The sequence below is a fragment of the Streptomyces aquilus genome (assembly GCF_003955715.1).
In the GTDB taxonomy this organism is placed as follows: Bacteria; Actinomycetota; Actinomycetes; order Streptomycetales; family Streptomycetaceae; genus Streptomyces; species Streptomyces aquilus.
This window is the reverse complement of record NZ_CP034463.1, coordinates 1,576,552-1,594,586: the sequence shown is the minus strand read 5'-3', so window position 1 is coordinate 1,594,586 and position 18,035 is coordinate 1,576,552. Positions and strand designations below refer to the sequence as shown.

General features: G+C 71.9%; 7 protein-coding genes. 4 read left to right on the top strand and 3 right to left on the bottom strand.

Features of this window, described 5'->3' with window-relative positions:
- Positions 1-54 precede the first annotated feature (54 nt).
- Entirely contained in the window at positions 55-11,139 is an 11,085-nt protein-coding gene (locus EJC51_RS07365) for a non-ribosomal peptide synthetase (protein ID WP_126270306.1), read from the top strand.
- Positions 11,126-12,826 (top strand): ABC transporter ATP-binding protein, encoded by a 1,701-nt coding sequence (locus EJC51_RS07360; protein WP_126276856.1) that lies wholly within the window; start codon positions 11,126-11,128, stop codon positions 12,824-12,826. The genes EJC51_RS07365 and EJC51_RS07360 overlap by 14 nt, the downstream gene beginning before the upstream one ends.
- Positions 12,827-12,853: 27 nt before the next feature.
- On the opposite strand, the gene EJC51_RS07355 is transcribed toward EJC51_RS07360, so the two are convergent.
- Positions 12,854-13,942: an alpha/beta hydrolase-fold protein gene (locus EJC51_RS07355; RefSeq protein ID WP_126270305.1), complete on the bottom strand. Its 1,089-nt coding sequence runs from the start codon at positions 13,940-13,942 to the stop codon at positions 12,854-12,856.
- A 93-nt stretch (positions 13,943-14,035) separates the two neighbouring features.
- Between EJC51_RS07355 and EJC51_RS07350 the strand changes: the two genes are divergently transcribed.
- The gene (locus tag EJC51_RS07350) at positions 14,036-14,254 is read left to right on the top strand and encodes an MbtH family protein (RefSeq protein WP_126270304.1); all 219 of its coding nucleotides are present in this window, start codon (positions 14,036-14,038) and stop codon (positions 14,252-14,254) included.
- Here EJC51_RS07350 and EJC51_RS07345 read toward each other — a convergent pair.
- Together EJC51_RS07345 and EJC51_RS07340 are read right to left on the bottom strand one after the other, a co-directional pair.
- A complete protein-coding gene (locus EJC51_RS07345; RefSeq protein ID WP_126270303.1) occupies positions 14,229-16,055 on the bottom strand; it encodes a glycoside hydrolase family 15 protein in 1,827 nt (608 codons plus the stop codon). The two genes, EJC51_RS07350 and EJC51_RS07345, sit on opposite strands and share 26 nt — an antisense overlap.
- A gap of 168 nt (positions 16,056-16,223) precedes the next feature.
- The gene (locus EJC51_RS07340; RefSeq protein WP_126270302.1) at positions 16,224-17,003 is read right to left on the bottom strand and encodes a DeoR/GlpR family DNA-binding transcription regulator; all 780 of its coding nucleotides are present in this window, start codon (positions 17,001-17,003) and stop codon (positions 16,224-16,226) included.
- 141 nt (positions 17,004-17,144) lie between these two features.
- Here EJC51_RS07340 and EJC51_RS07335 point away from each other — a divergent pair, with 141 nt between their 5' ends.
- Positions 17,145-18,035, top strand: coding sequence for an SIS domain-containing protein (locus tag EJC51_RS07335; protein ID WP_126270301.1), 891 nt, complete (start codon positions 17,145-17,147; stop codon positions 18,033-18,035).

The following is an 18,035-nucleotide window of genomic DNA, read 5'->3' as shown; positions in this document are numbered from 1 at the left end:
AAACCTGCCTCGGGCAGCCGGACGTTCACGCTGTGGAAGGGTGCTGAGTCTTCGATGATGGAACCGCGCGCTCGTCACGTACTTCTTTCCCCCGCCCGACTGACGGAGTTGCGCCGACGGACCGGCGACCACTCCGACCGGACCCTCGCCGAGGCCTGCGCCCTCGCGCTGGCGTACTGGGCGACGGGGCAGAGCCCCGACGGCATCGACCTCAGCCCTGCCACCCTGTTCGCCGACGTCCTCGGCTGGGTCGACAACGGCGGTACCGGGCCCGGGAGTCGGGAGATCGACGGCGGCGCCTGGAGCGTCACCGTCCCGGACGGCGTCGACATCGCCGAAGCCCAACTCGCCCTGGACGACCTGGCCGACTTCCCGGACCGCCCCCTCGGCACGGTCGGCCCCTCCAGCGTCCCGGCGCGGCTCGCGGCACTCGCCGAGTGGAACGCGACCGACGCCGACCGGGTCCGGCCCACGCTCGTGGAGATGTTCCGCGCACAGGCGCGGGCCAGGCCGGACGCCGTCGCTGTCGTCGACGAACACCGCTCCCTGACCTACCGTCAAACTGCCGAGGCATCCAGTCAGTTGGCCCATCACCTGATCGAACGCGGGCTGACCGCCGAGCAGATCGTCGGCATCTCCCTGGGCCGCTCCGCGGACATGGTGATCGGGCTCCTCGCCGTGCTCCAGGCCGGGTGCGCGTTCGTGCCGCTCGACCCGCGGTGGCCCGCCGCACGCCGGGCCGTCGTCATCGAGGACGCCGGGGTCGTCCTCCAGCTCAACGACTGCGGCGAACACGCCCCGGGCGAACCGGAGGCCGTCGCCGTCGACCTCGACGACTGGCGGTACGGCGGCTACCCCACCGACGGCACCGGGATCACCGTCCCCGGGACCGGACTGGCCTACGTGATCTTCACCTCCGGCTCCACCGGCCGCCCCAAGGGCGCGATGATCCGGCACGAGGCCATCAGCGAACGCCTGTTGTGGCAGGTCCACCAGATCCTGGGCTTCGGCCACGACGACGCCTCACTGTTCAAGGCGCCCCTGTCCTTCGACATCTCCATCAACGAGATCTTCCTGCCACTGGTCTCCGGGGCCCGACTGGTGGTCCTGCGCCCCGGCGGCGAACGCGACCCGCACCATCTGCTGAGCGTGATCGCCGAACACCGCGTCACCTTCACCTACTTGGTGTCCTCCATGCTGGACGTGCTGCTCGACATCGCGGGCGACTCCGGGCAGTTGGACAGCCTGCGGCACGTGTGGTGCGGCGGGGAGGTGCTGACCCCCGAGCTGTACGAGCGGTTCCGCACCCAGCTCGGCATCCCCCTGTACCACGGCTACGGACCGGCCGAGACGACCATCGGCGTCTCCCACGTCATCTACCGGGGTGCCGCCGAACGCCTGTCGACCTCCATCGGCAAGGCCAACCCCAACACCCAGCTGTACGTCCTCGACGACGAACTGCGCCCCGTCCCGGTCGGAGTCGGCGGCGAACTCTACGTCGGCGGCTTCCTCCTGGGCCGCGGCTATGTGAACGCCCCCGGCCTCACGGCCTCCCGGTTCGTCGCCAACCCCTTCGCCGGCGACGGCTCCCGCCTCTACCGCACCGGCGACCTCGCACGCTACGCCCCCGACGGCTCGCTGGACTTCCTCGGCCGCGCCGACAACCAGATCAAGATCCGCGGCATGCGCCTGGAGATCGAGGACGTCGAGATCGGCCTCGCGGAACACCCGGGCGTACGGCACACCTGTGTCACCGCCAGGAAGAACACCGCCGGCGGCACCTACCTCGTGGGGTACGTCATCCCGGCCGCCGGGAGCCAGGCGCTGCGGGCCGACGAGGTCAAGGACTGGGCCGCCGAGCACATGGTCGAGTACATGGTGCCCGCCCACATCGTCGTCCTGCGCGAGTTCCCGCTGACGGCCAACGGCAAGCTCGACCGGAACGCCCTGCCGGAGCCCGAGCTCGCGACCGGCACGCTCGTCCCGCCCGCCACCGACGACGAACGCGTGGTCTGCCGGGCCGTCGCCGACCTACTGCGCCTCGACGAGATCGGCGCCGACCAGGACTTCTTCCAGCTCGGCGGCGACAGCATCCTGGCGATCTCCCTGCTGAGCGCGCTGCGCGCCCAGGGCCTGCATGTCACGGCCCGGCAGATCTTCGCCCACAGCACTCCGCGGGCGCTCGCGGCCGTGGCGAGCCGTGAGAACACCGCCACCGTCGACCACCGTGACGTCCCGACCGGCACCGTCGTCGGCTCACCCGTCGTGCAGTGGCTCGGCGAGACCACGAACGCCGTCGACGGCTTCGTGCAGTCGGTGGTCCTGAACACGCCGGCCGACCTCACCGCCGCCGCCCTCGACGCACTCCTCACCGCCGTCGTACGGCACCACCCCATGCTGCGCGCCAGGCTGGTGCGCGGCGACCGCTGGAGCTTCGACATCCCCGAGCCGGACGGGACCACGGTGGCCTGGCAGGAGAGCGACCGCCCGCTGGAGGAGTGCGTCGCCCTCGCCACCGCCGGACTCGACCCCGACCACGGAGTGATGCTGCGGGCCGTATGGCGGCCTGCGGCACGGCAGTTGGTGCTGGCCGCCCATCACGTCGTCGTCGACGGAGTGTCCTGGCGCGTCCTGATGGCGGACCTGGCCACGGCATGGCGGCAGACAGTCTCCGGCACACCGATCGAACTGCCCCCGACCGGCACGTCCTTCCGGCGCTGGACCCAGCTGCTGGAGCGTGCGGCCTTCGACGCCGACAGCTCCTTCTACTGGCGTCCGCTGCCGGGCGACGACCAACTGCTGGGCAGGCGAGCCCTGTCGGAGACCGACACCGTCGCGGGCGAACGCCTGCACACCGTCACCGTCGGCCCCGAGGCCACCGCCGCCCTGCTCGGCGAGATCCCCGCCAGGTTCCACGCCGGCGTCAACGACGTCCTCCTCACCGCCCTCGCGGTCACCCTCGCCCGCTGGCGTCACGACCGGGGCCAGGACCAGACGTTCGCGCACATCGAACTGGAGGGCCACGGCCGCGAAGGCCGCTTCGTGGCGGACACCGCCGGGTTCGAACCCGAACTCGGCCGCACGATCGGCTGGTTCACCACCCTCTTCCCCGTGGTCGTGGACCCCGGTGCGGCGACCGACTTCACGGCTCCCGGCTACCTGGCCACCGCGCTCAAGGCCGTCAAGGAAGACCTCGCCCGGGTGCCCCACAACGGCGTCTCCTACGGCGCCCTGCGCTACCTCACCTACACCGAGTTCGACGCCCCCGCGCCCCAGGTGCTCTTCAACTACCTGGGCCGCTTCGACGCGGGCTCCGCCACCGACTGGCAACTCGCCCGCACCACAGGACAGTTGGGTGAACGGCGCGACCCCGCCATGCGGCTGCCACGCGCACTGGAGTTCAACGCGATCGCCGAACCCGCCACGGCCGGCGGCGCGTACGAGCTCGTCACCACCCTCTCCTGGCCCGACGGCCTGTTCACCGACGAGGACATCACGACGATCGGCACCTACTTCCGTACGGCCCTCACCGGGCTCGCCGCCCTCGACCAGGGCGGCCACTCGCCCAGCGACTTCGACCTGGTCCCGCTCACCCAGGCCGACGTCGACGCCCTCGACGGCCCGGACCTGCGGGACATCCTGCCGCTCACCCCGCTGCAAGAAGGCCTGTACTTCCACTCGGTCTTCGACGACGACTTGGCCGGGGCCTACGTCGAGCAGCAACTCCTCACGCTGGAGGGCGAGGTGGACGCCGACCGGCTGGCGGCGGCGGCCACCAGCCTCCTCACCCTCTACCCGAACCTGGCCGCACGGTTCGTGGCCCTCGCCGACGGCCGTGTGGTCTCCGTACTGGAGGGCGGCGTCGAGGCGCCGTTCCGCATCCTGGACCGCCCCGGCATCACCGACGACGAGATCCGTGCGTACGCCGAGCGCGACCGCCGCGCCGGGTTCGACCTCGCGACCGGGCCGCTCATGCGGTACACCCTCGTCCGAGCGGGCGCCGGGCGCAGCGTCCTGGTGCAGACCGTGCACCACATCATCGCCGACGGCTGGTCGGTGCCGCCGATGCTCCGCGCCCTGCTCGCCGAGTACCGCGCGCCGGGGACGACGTATCCGGTCGGTGGCTTCGCCGACTATGTGCGCAGGCTCGCCGAGCGGGACGACGAGGAGAGCGACCGGGTGTGGCGCACCCAGCTCGCCGAACTGCCCGGCCCCTCCTTCGTCGCCGAGGGCCACACCCCGTCCGACCGGTTCGCCGACACCTCCCGCACCCCGGCCGACGACATCGACACCGCCGCCCGGTCGTCCGGTGTCCCGCTCAGCGTGGCCGTGCACAGCGCCTGGGCGGTGACCCTCGGCGGCATCCTGCACGGCACGGACGTCGTCTTCGGCTCCACCGTGTCCGGGCGGGACATGGACGTCCCCGGCATCGAGAACATGGTGGGCCTGTTCATCAACACCGTTCCCGTGCGGGCCCGTTGGACCGGGACGACCACCTCGCGCGACCTGCTCGCCTCGGTGCGCGAACACCAGAGCGCGGTACGCCCGCACCAGCACGTCTCGCTGGCGAGGATCGGCCGTGCGGCGGGCGCGGGCTCTCTGTTCGACACCCTGGTCGTCTTCGACGTGGCGACCGACGTGGCGGCGTTGCGCGGACCGGCCGACGACCTGGTCGTCACCGGCATCGTGAACGAGGGCGCCCCGCACTACCCGTTGACCCTGGTCGTGGAGCGCACCCTCGACGGCCGCCCCCGCTTCAACCTGATCTACGACGGCGAGCTGCTGCAAGAGGCCGGAGCCCAGGCGATCCTGCGCACCTTCGAGAAGGCCCTCACCGGCCTGCTCACCCGACCGGACGCGCTGGTCGGCGACCTCGCCACGGAGAGCTCACGGCCGCCTGCCCGCGTCACTCCGACCACCCTGGGCGCCCTCTTCGACGCCGCCGCACGCCGCGACCCGGCGGCCACGGCCGTCACCCAGTGCGCCCTCGACGGCGGCACCCGGGCCCTCACGTATGGTGAACTGGCAGCCAGGAAGGGTGAGTTGGCAGGTGTGCTGGCCGCTGTCGGGGTCGGGCCCGGCAAGCGGGTCGCCGTCGCCGTGCCGCGCTCGCTGGAGCAGGTCGTGGCCCTGGTCGCCGTCGTCAGCGCGGGTGGTGCCTACGTCCCGCTGGACCTGGCGTACCCCGACGAACGCCTGGAGTACATCCTCGCCGACGCCGCCCCTCAGGTCGTCCTGGTGGAGGCGGGGCAGCGCGAGCGTTTCACGGAACTGCTGGCCCGGGCCGGCGTACCGGCGCGGCTGCTCGTCCAAGGCGACGAATGTTCGCAGTCACCCGTCCGGTGCGAAGCCGACTGGCACGATCCCGCGTACGTGATCTACACGTCCGGCTCGACGGGCCGCCCCAAGGGGGTCGTCGTTCCGCACTCCAGCGTGGTGACCCTCCTCGCCAACACCCGGCCCGCGATGGACTTCGGCCCGGACGACGTGTGGGTCCAGTTTCACTCCTACTCCTTCGACTTCGCGGTCTGGGAGCTGTGGGGCGCGCTGGCGCACGGCGGTGAACTGCTGGTGCCGGAGTACGGGCTGACCCGCTCACCGGTCGACTTCCACCGGCTGGTCCGCGAGCACGGGGTCACCGTGCTCAACCAGACCCCGTCCGCCTTCTACCAGTTCATCGAGGCCGACCGGCAGGCCGAGAAGCCGCTTCTGGCCCTGCGCCGGATCGTCTTCGGCGGCGAGGCGCTTGACCTCGGGCGGCTGCGCGGCTGGGTCGAACGACACGGAACCGGTCGGCCCGAGCTGGTGAACATGTACGGCATCACCGAGACCACCGTCCATGTCACCCACCGGGTGCTGACCGACGAGGACTTCCGGCCCGGCGCCGAGGCGAGTCCGATCGGCGGTCCGATCCCCGGCCTGGTCACCTATCTGCTCGACGATCGGCTCAGGCCGGTACCGCCCGGCCGCGTGGGCGCCATCTACGTCGCCGGTGATCAGGTGTCGCTCGGCTATCTGGGCAGGCCCGGGCTCACCGCGGGCCGGTTCGTGGCGGACCCGTTCGCGGGTGACGGCTCCCGTATGTACCACACGGGCGACCTGGCCGTCCGTACCCTCGACGGCGAGCTGGAGTTCGTCGGACGCGCCGACGAGCAGGTCCAACTCAAGGGCTTTCGCGTCGAGTTGGGTGAGGTGGAAGCCGCCCTGCGGGAACTCGACGGTGTGGTCGACGCGGCCGTCACCGTGGCCGCGTCCGGCGATCACCTCGTCGCGCACGTCGTGGGCCGGGTCCCCGGCGATCTCACCGCCCCGCTGTCCGCGAAGCTGCCCGCGCACATGGTGCCGGGCCGGGTGCTTTCGGTCGACGCCCTGCCCTTGACGGTCAACGGCAAGCTGGACCGGGAGGCCCTCGCGGAGCGGGCCGCCGCCGCACCGGACACTCCCACAAGCGCCAACGACTCCGTGCCGGCCGCACCGGGCGCCTTTACGGCCGCCAACGACTCCACGCTCGCCGCACCGGACGTCCTCACGGTCGCCAACGACTCCACGCTCGCCGCATCGGACGTCCTCACGGTCGCCAACGACTCCACGCTCGCCGCACCGAACGTTCTCACGGTCGCCAACGACTCCACGCTCGCCGCTCTCGTCGACATCTTCGCCGCGACCCTGCCCAGCGGAGCCGGTGTGGACGCCGACACCGACTTCTTCAGGGCCGGCGGAGACAGCATCGTCGCCATCACCGTGATCAACCGGGCGCGAGCGCTGGGCTTGCCGATCGCACCCCGTGACGTGTTCCTGCTCCGGACACCACGCGCCCTCGCCGAGCACCTCGACACCCGCGCCGCACCAGAGGCGCCCGCATCCGTCCGCCGCGACGACGGCCCGTTCCCGCCGACCCCGATCATCCTGCGCCAACGCCAACTGGGCGGCTCACTCGCCCGGTTCGCGCAGGCCCGTACCCTGCTCGTCCCCGAGGGCATCGGGCACGCGGACATCGAACGCGCCGCGAACGCCGTCGTGGCCGCGCATCCGGCGCTCCGGCTGCGGCTGCGCGTCGAGCACGGCGTCTGGGCGCTCGGCACCGAACCCGACCGCGCGATCAGCGTCGTACGCCATGAAACGACCGATGTCGATCCGACCACCGTGGCGAACGCGGCCGCCGGACGGCTCGATCCCGAGGCCGGGGACGTCATCGCGTTCGCGTGGCTGGAGCCGGCCCGCACCCTGGTGGTCACTGTGCACCACCTCGCCGTCGACTCCGTGTCCTGGCTGATCCTCCTGGACGACCTGGCCACCGCCCTGCGCGGGGAGCAGTTGGCACCCCCCACCACCTCGTACGTCGCGTACGCCGAAGCGCTGGCCCTTGGGTCCACCCAGGCCCTCGACGGCCTCGGGCACTGGCGCACCACGCTCCAGGCGCCCGCGTTGCTGCCCGAGGTCGGCGGGCTCCGCGAGACCACGGTCGTCCTCGACCCCGAGGTGAGCGACCACGTCACCCGCACCGCCCCGGCGGCCCTCGGCGTCGGCCTCACCGAGCTGCTGTGCGGCGCGCTGCGCACCGCGCTCACCCGTGTCCAGGCCACCCCGACCGACCTCACGATCGACCTGGAGCGGCACGGCAGGGTCCCCGCCCTGGAGCACCACGACTACACCCGTACGGTCGGCTGGTTCACCTCCGTCGCCCCCGTACGGCTCACCGCGCACACCGATCCCGTGGCCGCCGCGCACGAGGTCGCCGCACGCCAGCCGGACGAGCGGGCGCACGTCAGGTACGGCCAACTCCGTTACCTCAACCCGCAGTCGGCGCCGCTGCTCACCGCCCGGCCGCAGGTGCTGTTCAACTACCTGGGCCGCGGCAGCGAGTCCCAGGCGCTGCGCATCACCGGTGGCGAGCAGGGCAGCCCGTACGCCGTCGAGGTCAACGCCTGGCTGGACGAGGCGACCGGCGGTCTGCACGCCGCGTTCGTGCTCGCCGAGGGCGTCTCCGACGACATCGCCGGGTACTGGCTGGACGCCCTGGAGGCCATCGCCGACACCGCGGCGACGGCCGAGCGCACCGCCCCGGTCACCCCGCTCCAACGCGGCCTCTTCTTCCAGGCCCAGCTGGCGGGCTCGACCGGACACTATGTCGCGCAGAGCTGGTTCACCTTCGACCGGCGGCTGGACACCGAGGCGCTGGCCGAGGCGATGGCCCACGTCATCGCCCGCCACCCGGTCGTGGGCGCGGGGTTCACCGTCGGTGACGACGGCAACCCGGTGCAGGTCCTCAAGGCCGGGCGCCGGGTCGGTGTCCGTACGGTCGAGCTGTCCACGGAAGCCGAGGTCGACGCCCTGCGCGCCCGCGACCGGGACACCGGCTTCGACCCCGGTGAGCCCCCGCTGATCCGGCTGACGGTGGTCCGGCTGCCCGGCGGGCGGGACGGGCTGCTCCTCAGCTACCACCTGCTGCTGTGGGACGGCTGGTCCCGCGAGATCGTGCTGCGGGACCTCTTCGACGCCTACGAGGCATTTGGCGCAGGCGAGTTGGCGGAACCAGTGCCCGCCCTGCCGAGCTTCGAGGAGCACGCCAGAGCGCTCGACGCCAAGGACACCGCCGTGTCCGAACGCTTCTGGGCCGAGCACCTGGCGGCCCTGCCCGGCCCGACCCTGCTCGCCGGGCCGGCACCGACGCTGACCGACGACCTGCCGGGCACCCTCGTGCACACCGTCTCCACCGAACTGTCGGAGCTGTTGCGGGACGCGGCGAAGGCGCACGGGGTCACGCTCAACTCGGTGCTGACCGGGGCGTTCGGGCTGCTGCTGGGCGCCCGCACGGGGCGTGGCGACGCCGTGTTCGGGGTGACCGTCTCCGGGCGGGAGGGGGAGGGACTGGAGGACGTCGTCGGCGTGCTGCTCAACACCGTGCCGATGTGGACGCGGGCCCGGCCCGGCGACACGGTCCAGGAGTACCTCGCGGGGGTGCAGGCGGCCCGGGTCGCGGCGATGGAGCACGAGCACCTCGGGCTGGGCGAGATCCAGCGGGCCGGCGGCCACGACACCCTCTTCGACAACCTGTTCGTGTGGCAGAACTTCCTCGACCTGGACGCCTTCGCCACGATGAACGCCCGGCACGGCATCACCTCGGTGCAGGCCGACGACTCCACGCACTACCCGTACACCTGGGTCGTCACGCCCGGCGACCGGCTCACGGTCAAGCTGGAGCACCGCGACGGGGACCCGGCCGGTGCCCGGCGGCTGCTCGACGACTATCTGCGGGTGCTGGCGGACGTGGCCCGCTCGACCGGGCCGGTCGGTGCGCTGCCGGGGCTGGGACCGGTTCCGGTGCCCGGGATGCGGACGGACGTCGGCACGGACACCGTCGTCGACCGGTTCGACCAGGCGGCGGACCGTGATCCGGACCGGGTGGCGCTCGTCGCCCACGGCCGGCGGATGACTTTCGGGGGACTACGGGACCGCAGCCGGGCCGTGGCCGGAGTGCTCGCCGGGCGCGGCATCGGCCCGGAGCGGACCGTGGGGATCGCCGTGCCCCGCTCACTCGATTCGATCGTGGCCCTGTTCGCCGTACTGCGCACCGGTGCCGCCTATGTGCCGCTGGAACTGGACCACCCGGACGAACGGATCGCGGCGATCGTCGAGGACGCCCGCCCGGACGTGATCCTCACCGTGAGCCCGGTGGCACCCCGCCTGACCGGTGAACTCGTCGAGCTGGACCGGCCGCTGCCCGCCGCCGAACCGTACGTGACCTTCGCCCCCGACGACCCCGACCGGCTGCGGCACCCGGCGTACACGATCTACACCTCCGGCTCGACCGGAAAACCCAAGGGCGTCGTCACCGAGTACGCCGGACTCACCAACATGCTGGTCAACCATCAGCGCCGCATCTTCGAACCGGTGCTGGCCGAGCACGGCCACCGCGTCTTCCGCGTCGCGCACACCGTGTCGTTCGCGTTCGACATGTCGTGGGAGGAGCTGCTGTGGCTCGCCGACGGGCATGAAGTGCACATCTGCGACGAGGAGTTGCGCCGGGACGCGCCCCGGCTCGTCGCGTACTGCCTGGAACACTCCATCGACGTCATCAACGTCACCCCGACCTACGCCCAACAGCTCATCGCCGAGGGCCTGTTGGACGACCCGGACCGGCGGCCGCCGCTGGTGCTGCTGGGTGGCGAGGCCGTCACGCCCACGCTGTGGCAGCGGCTCGCCGACACCGAGGGCACGGTCGGCTACAACCTGTACGGGCCCACCGAGTACACCATCAACACGCTCGGCGTCGGCACGTTCGAGTGCCAGGACCCGGTGGTGGGCGTGGCCATCGACAACACCGATGTGTATGTCCTCGACCCCTGGCTGCGGCCCCTCCCGGACGGCGTGCCCGGCGAGCTGTACGTGTCGGGCATCGGCATCGCCCGCGGCTACCTCGGTCAACCCGGCCAGACCGCCCACCGGTTCGTGGCCTGCCCGTTCGGTGCCCCCGGCGAACGCATGTACCGCACCGGCGACCTCGTCGTCCGGCGTCCGGACGGCAACCTGATGTACCTCGGCCGCACCGACCAGCAGGTCAAGATCCGCGGCCATCGCGTCGAACTCGGGGAGGTCGAGGCCGCGTTCGCGGCTCACCCCGCGGTGCGATTCGTCGCCGCCGTCGCCCAGGCCGATCCGCAGGTCGACGGCGCCCATCGGCTGGCGGCCTATCTGGTGCTGGAGGGAGCCGAGTTGGCCACCGTCGCCGCCGAAGTGGGCGCGGGGCTGCCGGACTTCCTGCGCCCCACGCACTACGCCCGGGTCGACAGCATCCCGCTGACCGTCAACGGGAAGGCCGACACCAAGGCGCTCCCGGAGGCCAGACCGCTGGGCGCACTCACCACGGCGGGGGAGCGGGGGCCGCGGACCGCGACCGAGAGCGTGGTGTGCGCGTACTTCGCCGAGGCACTGGACCTGGACGACGACGAGGTGAGCGCGGAGGGGGACTTCGTGTCCCTGGGCGGACACTCCATGCTGGCGGTGCGGCTGGTCGGCCTGCTCCGCCGCGAGTTCGGCCCCGTCATCACCGTCCGAGACCTGTTCACCCTGCGGACCCCGGAAGCGATGGCCCGTCACCTCGATGACCGACTTGATGACCGACTCGATGACCGCTCCTGACGCGCGAGTGCCCCGCTCCGGGGCCGACATCCTCCGCATCGCCCTGCGCCGCAACACCGGCGCCATGGTCGGGGGCACCGTCCTCATGGGCCTGTACCAGGCCGGCGAGACGGCGTTCCCGATCGCGCTGGGCCTCATCGTCGAGCACACCCTGCGGGACCGCAGCCCCCGCGCGCTCGGCCTGTCGATCGCCGCGCTGGCCGTGATCGTCACGACCGTCTCGCTGTCCTGGCGGTTCGGGATGCGTGTCCTGCAGAAGGCCAACACGACCGAGGCCCACCGCTGGCGGGTACGGGTCGCCGCCTGCGGACTCCAGCCGGTGGCCCGGGACGTCGACCTCAAGTCCGGCGAAGTGCTGACCATCGCCACCGAGGACGCCGACCAGACCGCCGACATCATCGAGGTGGTGCCGTTGCTGATCAGCTCGCTGGTCGCGGTGCTGGTCGCCGCCGTCGCACTGGGCCTGGCGGACCTCAGGCTGGGCCTGCTGGTGATCGTGGGAACCGTCGCCATCCTGTCGATCCTCAGCGTCCTGTCCCAGCGGATCGGCGACAGCACCCAGGAGCAGCAGGCCCGGGTCGCGCGGGCCGGTGCGAAGGTGGCCGACCTGATCACCGGCCTGCGTCCGCTGCACGGCTTCGGCGGCAACCACGCGGCGTTCGCGTCGTACCGCACGGTCAGCACCGAGGCCAGACACCAGGCGATCACCGTCGCCAAGGTCAACGGCGCCTACGCGGGCGCCGCCCTGGCCCTCAACGCACTCCTGGCCGCCGCCGTGACCCTGACGGCGGGCTGGCTGGCCTTCGAGGGCCGCATCACGGTCGGCGAGCTCGTCATGGCCGTGGGGCTCGCGCAGTTCATCATCGAACCGCTCAAACTCTTCTCCGAGATGCCCAAGTACGTGATGATCGCGCGCGCCTCGGCCGAGCGGATGGCGCTGGTGCTGACCGCGCCGCCGGTGACCACGCCGGGCTCCGAACGCCCTTCAGCGGGCGCTGACGTGGAGATCGACTGCGTCCGGCACGGGACCCTGCGCAAGCCGAAGTTCCGTGTGGCGGCGGGCGAGTTCGTCGCGATCACCGCCTACCAGCCGCGGGCCGCCGCCGACCTCGCGGCCGTCCTGGCCGTGCGCGTCCCGCCCGACGCCTACGAGGGGGCGGTCCGGCTCGGCGGACGGGAGCTGGCGGAGCTGTCCGTCGAGGCGGTCCGCGAACACATGCTGGTGAACCCGTACGACGGCGAGATCTTCGCGGGCACCCTCCGCACCAACATCGACCCCTCGGGCAGCAGCCGCACCGTCGCGGAGGCCGTCGAGGCGTCCCTGCTGACCGATGTCGTCGCGCTGCACCGCGAGGGTCTCGACCACGCCGTCCGCGACCGGGGCGCGAACCTGTCCGGCGGACAGCGCCAACGCCTGTCCCTGGCCCGCGCGTTGGCCGCCGACTCCGACATCCTGGTGCTGCACGACCCCACGACCGCCGTCGACGCGGTCACCGAACAGCTCATCGCCCGCAACATCACCAGGCTCCGCCGCGGTCGGACCACCCTCGTCATCACCAGCAGCCCCGCCCTGCTGGACGCCGCCGACCGCGTCCTCGTCCTGGACGGCGGTGTGATCACGGCCGAGGGCACCCACCGCGACTTGCTGGCTACGGACGCGGGTTACTGCGCGGCGGTGGCGCGCTGACCGGGTCCGTCAATGTGCGCCGTCCCGTCAGCCCAGCGCCCAGGCGACATCCCTGAGCAGCGCGTGCCGCCACCCGGCGCGGTCGTGCTCCGAAGGCGACCGTGAGACCCGTACGGTGGCGCCGCACCGCTCGGCGAGGGACTCGACGAGGGAGCAGTGCGGCAGCATCGGCGTCTCGTGCTCGCCCACGTCGAAGGCGACCCGCAGCCCGGACAGATCGGGAAGCCCGTGCAGGCGCTCGGCGATGCTGCCGCCCACCGGGCCGCCGAACGGATCCGCCGACTCCATCGCACCCGGCGTCCACCAGAACGAGCCCGACTGACAGGCGACGTGCGACACCAGCTCGGGGAACTCCAGCGCCGCGTACAGGGCGCTGAGCCCGCCGAGGCTCTGCCCGGCGACCACCAGCCGCTCCGGGTCGCCCGGCACGCCCGACTCCGCGACGAGCGGCAGCAGTTCGTCCCGTACGGCCTGCCACAGCTCGGGCCGGCACGCGTACTCGGTCCTCCGGTCCTTGGCCGGAAGGAAGACCAGTGTGACGGGAGGCATGTCACCACTGGCGAACGCCGACTCGAAGGCGGTCATGGCCGGTTGCAGATGCAGCCAGTCGTCGCCGTCCAGCAGCAGCACCAACGGCCCGCCGCCGCCCACCGGATGGACCCGTACGGTACGGCGCCCACCGAGGCGTTCCCCGGCCCAGCGCAGCCGGGTGCGGGGCAGCGGCAGGACGTCGTCGGCGCCGAGGTCGGGCCAGTGCGGCTGGGGCGGGGCGTCCGGCGTGGCCGCGATGGACCGGTCGCCGCCCGCGCCCGCCGGGTTGAACGGGTCGGCGTACGCGGTGCCCTCGACGAGGAACTGGTAGGTGACCCGCAGTCGTTCGGGCATGCGCACCTCGGCGTACCAGCAGTCCGTGTCGCCCCACCGGCGCAACGCCACCCGGTCCGACCAGCTCTCGAAGCCGACGCTCGCCTCGGACCCGCGCCAAAGGAACAAGGTCACCCATCCGCCGTCACCGGAGGGCACCGAGAGCGGCCCTCTCGCCTTCGCCCAGAACGCCTCGGACCCGGGCTCGCCCGACAGCCCGAACTCGCCGAAGCCGAGGGTCCGCTGGGCCATGGGCGACTCCTTGTCGGCGAGAACGCGAAAAGCTAGGCTCGATCCAATTAGGCGAGCCTAACCTAATGTTGACGTCCGCAGGAGGTACTCGACATGAGCACCAACCCGTTCGACGACACCGAAGGCCGTTTCCTGGTCCTGGTGAACGACGAGGGCCAGCACTCGCTCTGGCCCTCGTTCGCCGAGGTCCCCGGCGGCTGGACGGTCGTCTTCGAGGAGAACACCCGGGACGCCTGCCTGGCCTATGTCGAGACCAACTGGACGGACCTGCGCCCCAGGTCCCTGTTCAGCCCAGCGCCCGGTCCAAGTTGAACGCCGCGCTGATCAGCGCGAGATGGGTGAACGCCTGCGGGAAATTGCCCTGTTGCTCACCGGTGTGGCTGATCTCCTCGGCGTACAGGCCGAGATGGTTGGCGTACGTCAGCATCTTCTCGAAGGCGAGCCGTGCCTCGTCGACCCGGCCGGCGTGCACCATCGCCTCGACGTACCAGAACGAGCAGATCGAGAACGTGCCCTCGTCGCCGCGCAGTCCGTCCGGGCTGGCCAGCGGGTCGTAGCGGTAGACCAGCGAGTCGGAGACCAGCTCCTGGGTCAACGCGTCCAGCGTGGACAGCCACTTGGGGTCGGTCGGTGCGATGAACTTCGACAGCGGCATCATCAGCACGGCCGCGTCCAGCACGTCGCCGTCCTCGTGCTGCACGAACGCCTGGCGTGCCTCCGACCAGCCCCGGCTCATGATCCGCCGGTAGATGGTGTCCCGGCACTCCAGCCAGCGGGGCAGATCGGCGGGCAGGCCACGGCGGTTGGCCATGCGGATCGCCCGCTCGATCGCCACCCAGCACATCAGGCGCGAGTACAGGAAGTTCTTCCGGCCGCCGCGCGTCTCCCAGATGCCCTCGTCGGGCTGGTCCCAGTGCGCGCACACCCACTCGACCAGGGCGCACACGTCGTCCCACTGGGCGCTGGAGATCGGCTTGGCCCACTTGTCGTAGAGGTAGATGGAGTCGATCAGGGCGCCGTAGATGTCGAGTTGGAGCTGGTCGGAGGCCGCGTTGCCGATCCGGACCGGCGCGGAGCCCTGATGCCCTTCCAGGTGCGGGAGTTCGGACTCGGTGAGGTCGGTGCGGCCGTCGATGCCGTACATGATCTGCAACGGCCCGGAGGGTTTGCCGTCGCCCGGACTGACGTGCTTGGTCACGAAGTTCATGAACGCCTCGGCCTCCTCGGTGAAGCCGAGGCGCAGCAGCGCGTAGACGCAGAACGCGGCGTCGCGCACCCACACGTACCGGTAGTCCCAGTTGCGTTCGCCGCCCAGCTGCTCGGGCAGGCTCGTGGTCGGCGCGGCGACGATCGCGCCGGTCGGCGCGTAGGTGAGGAGCTTGAGGGTGAGGGCCGAGCGGTGCACCATCTCCCGCCAGCGGCCCCGGTACTTGGACTGCGACAGCCAGCGCCGCCAGTAGGCGACCGTGGTCGCGAACTGCTCCTCGGCCTCGGTCCGCGCGCATCGGCGCGGCGACACGTCCCCGCCGACCTGGTCCAGCGCGAACACCGCCGACTCGCCCTCCGCGAGCTTGAAGTCGGCGCGCGCGTCCAGACCGTCCGTCTCCAGCGGCACGGTCGCGGTCAGGCTCAGCGACAGCTGGTCGGACTCGAAGACCGCCACGTCGCCGACCATACGCAGCCGGTGCTGCTGCCGGCCGTAGTCGAAGCGCGGGGCGACCCGGGTCCGGAACGGAATCGAACCCCGTACGCACACCACCCGCCGGATCAGCCGGTGCCGCTCCACCTCGGCCTTCTCGCCGTCGACGGGCATGAAGTCCTGGACCTCGCCGACCCCGTCCTCGGTGAAGAAGCGGGTGATCAGGACGTTGGTGTCGGGGAAGTAGAACTGCTTGGTCCGGGCCGGCACCGACGCCGCCAGCTCGAACGCGCCGCCCCGTTCCGAGTCCAGGATCGCCGCGAACACGCTCGGCGCGTCGAAGGACGGGCAGCAGTACCAGTCGATGGTGCCGTCCGTGCCCACCAGGGCCACGCTGCGCAGATCGCCGATGAGACCGTGCTCGGCGATCGGCAGATACGGCTGGTCGGGCCGGTTGGTCGATGGTCCGCTCATGGCAGCCTCCATGGCACCCAGCCTAGGTCGATCCGGTGGCGCCGGTGCCCGGAACGAGCCGGACGGCGCGGTGCGGGGATCTTCGTCGGCCACGTCGGACCGGCGGAGTGCGGGGATCGTCGCCGGCCGTCTCGGACCGGCGGGATGCGCGGATCTTCGCCGGCGGTCTCAGACCGCGACCACCCTGACCCCCGCCTCCTCGAAGCGCCGTACCGTCTCCGCGCCCACGGCCGTGTCCGTGACCAGGATGTCCACCGACTCGGCCGCGCAGATCCGGGCGAACGCCCGCTGCCCCAGCTTGCTGGAGTCGGCGGCCACGACCACCCGCTCGGCCCGCTCGCACAGCAGCCGGTTGATCGCCGCCTCCGCCTCGTCGGCCGCGGCGGCCCCGTGCGTGACGTCGAAGGCGACCACACCGAGCACGGCCACATCGAGAGTGATCTGGCTCAGCACCCCGTCCGCGAGCGGCCCGATGAGCTCGTACGACTGCGCCCGCGCGACCCCACCGGTCACGACGATCTTGAACTGGGGGCGTACGGCCAGCTCGTTGGCGATGTTGAGCGCGTTGGTGACCACGGTCAGCGCGGGCGAGCCGGACGCCAGGTCGCTGCGCACGGCCAGGGCGCGCGCCACCTCCGTGGTGGTCGTACCGCCGGTGAGCCCCACGGCCTCGCCGGGTGCGAGGAGATCGGCGACCGCCTTGGCGATGCGCTGCTTCTCGGAGGCGTGCCGGGCGGTCTTGTACCGCAGCGGCAGCTCGTACGACACCCCGTGCACGACCGCCCCGCCCCGCGTGCGCACGAGCATCTGCTGCTCGGCCAGCTGGTCGAAGTCGCGCCGGATCGTCGCCGCCGAGACCTCCAGCTCGGCGGCGGCCTCCTCGACCTCCAGCCGGCCGCGCTCGACGAGCAGTTCCAGTAGCGCCTTCCAGCGGGCGTCGCGGGACATGCGCACTCTCCCATCCTCGATCACCCGGCGACCCTAGCGCACCCCACGCGGCCGCCCGAATGCTTGATCCTGCTCGAAAGCTCGCTATATCTTGCATGAACAAGCATCTGATGAGCAGGTATCCAGGGGAGGGGCAACGACATGACGCATGTCGAGGACGAGCTGACGAGCCAGCCCGAGTGCTGGACCCGCGCGGCGGCCGAGGCGGACGGACACCGCGGGGTGCTGCCGGTGCCGGGGGAGCGGGTCGCGATCGTGGGGTGCGGCACGTCGTACTTCATGGCGCAGTCCGCGGCCGCGCTGCGCGAGGGCGCGGGGCAGGGCGAGACCGACGCCTTCGCCGCGTCGGAGTTCCCGCAGGGGCGGCCGTACGACCGGGTCGTCGCCCTGACCCGGTCCGGCACCACCACCGAAGTCCTGGAACTGCTCGGCCGGTTGAAGGGGCGGACCCGCACCACGGCGATCACCGCCGACCCGCACACCCCCGTGATGGCCGCCGCGGACGACGTCGTGGTGCTCGACTACGCGGACGAACGGTCCGTCGTGCAGACCAGGTTCGCGACGACCGCGCTGACCCTGCTCCGCGCCCACCTCGGACTGCACACCGAGGCAGCCGTCACCGACGCCCGCACCGCACTCGCCGACCCGCTGCCCCAAGGCCTCGTCGACTGCACGCAGTTCACCTTCCTCGGCCGCGGCTGGACCGTGGGCCTGGCCAACGAGGCCGGCCTGAAGATGCGCGAGGCCGCGCTGTCCTGGACCGAGGCCTACCCGGCGATGGAGTACCGGCACGGCCCCATCAGCATCACGACCAAGGGCACCGCGACCTGGATGTTCGGCGACGCGCCCGAGGGCCTGGCCGAACAGGTGCGGGGCACCGGAGCGCTGTGGGTGGACGGCGGCCTCGACCCGCTCGCCGAACTGGTCCGCGCCCAGCGGCTCGCCGTGGCCGTCGCGGCCGCCCGGGGCCTCGACCCGGACCGGCCGCGCCACCTCACCCGCTCGGTGATCCTCGCCGGCGCGCAGGAGTAG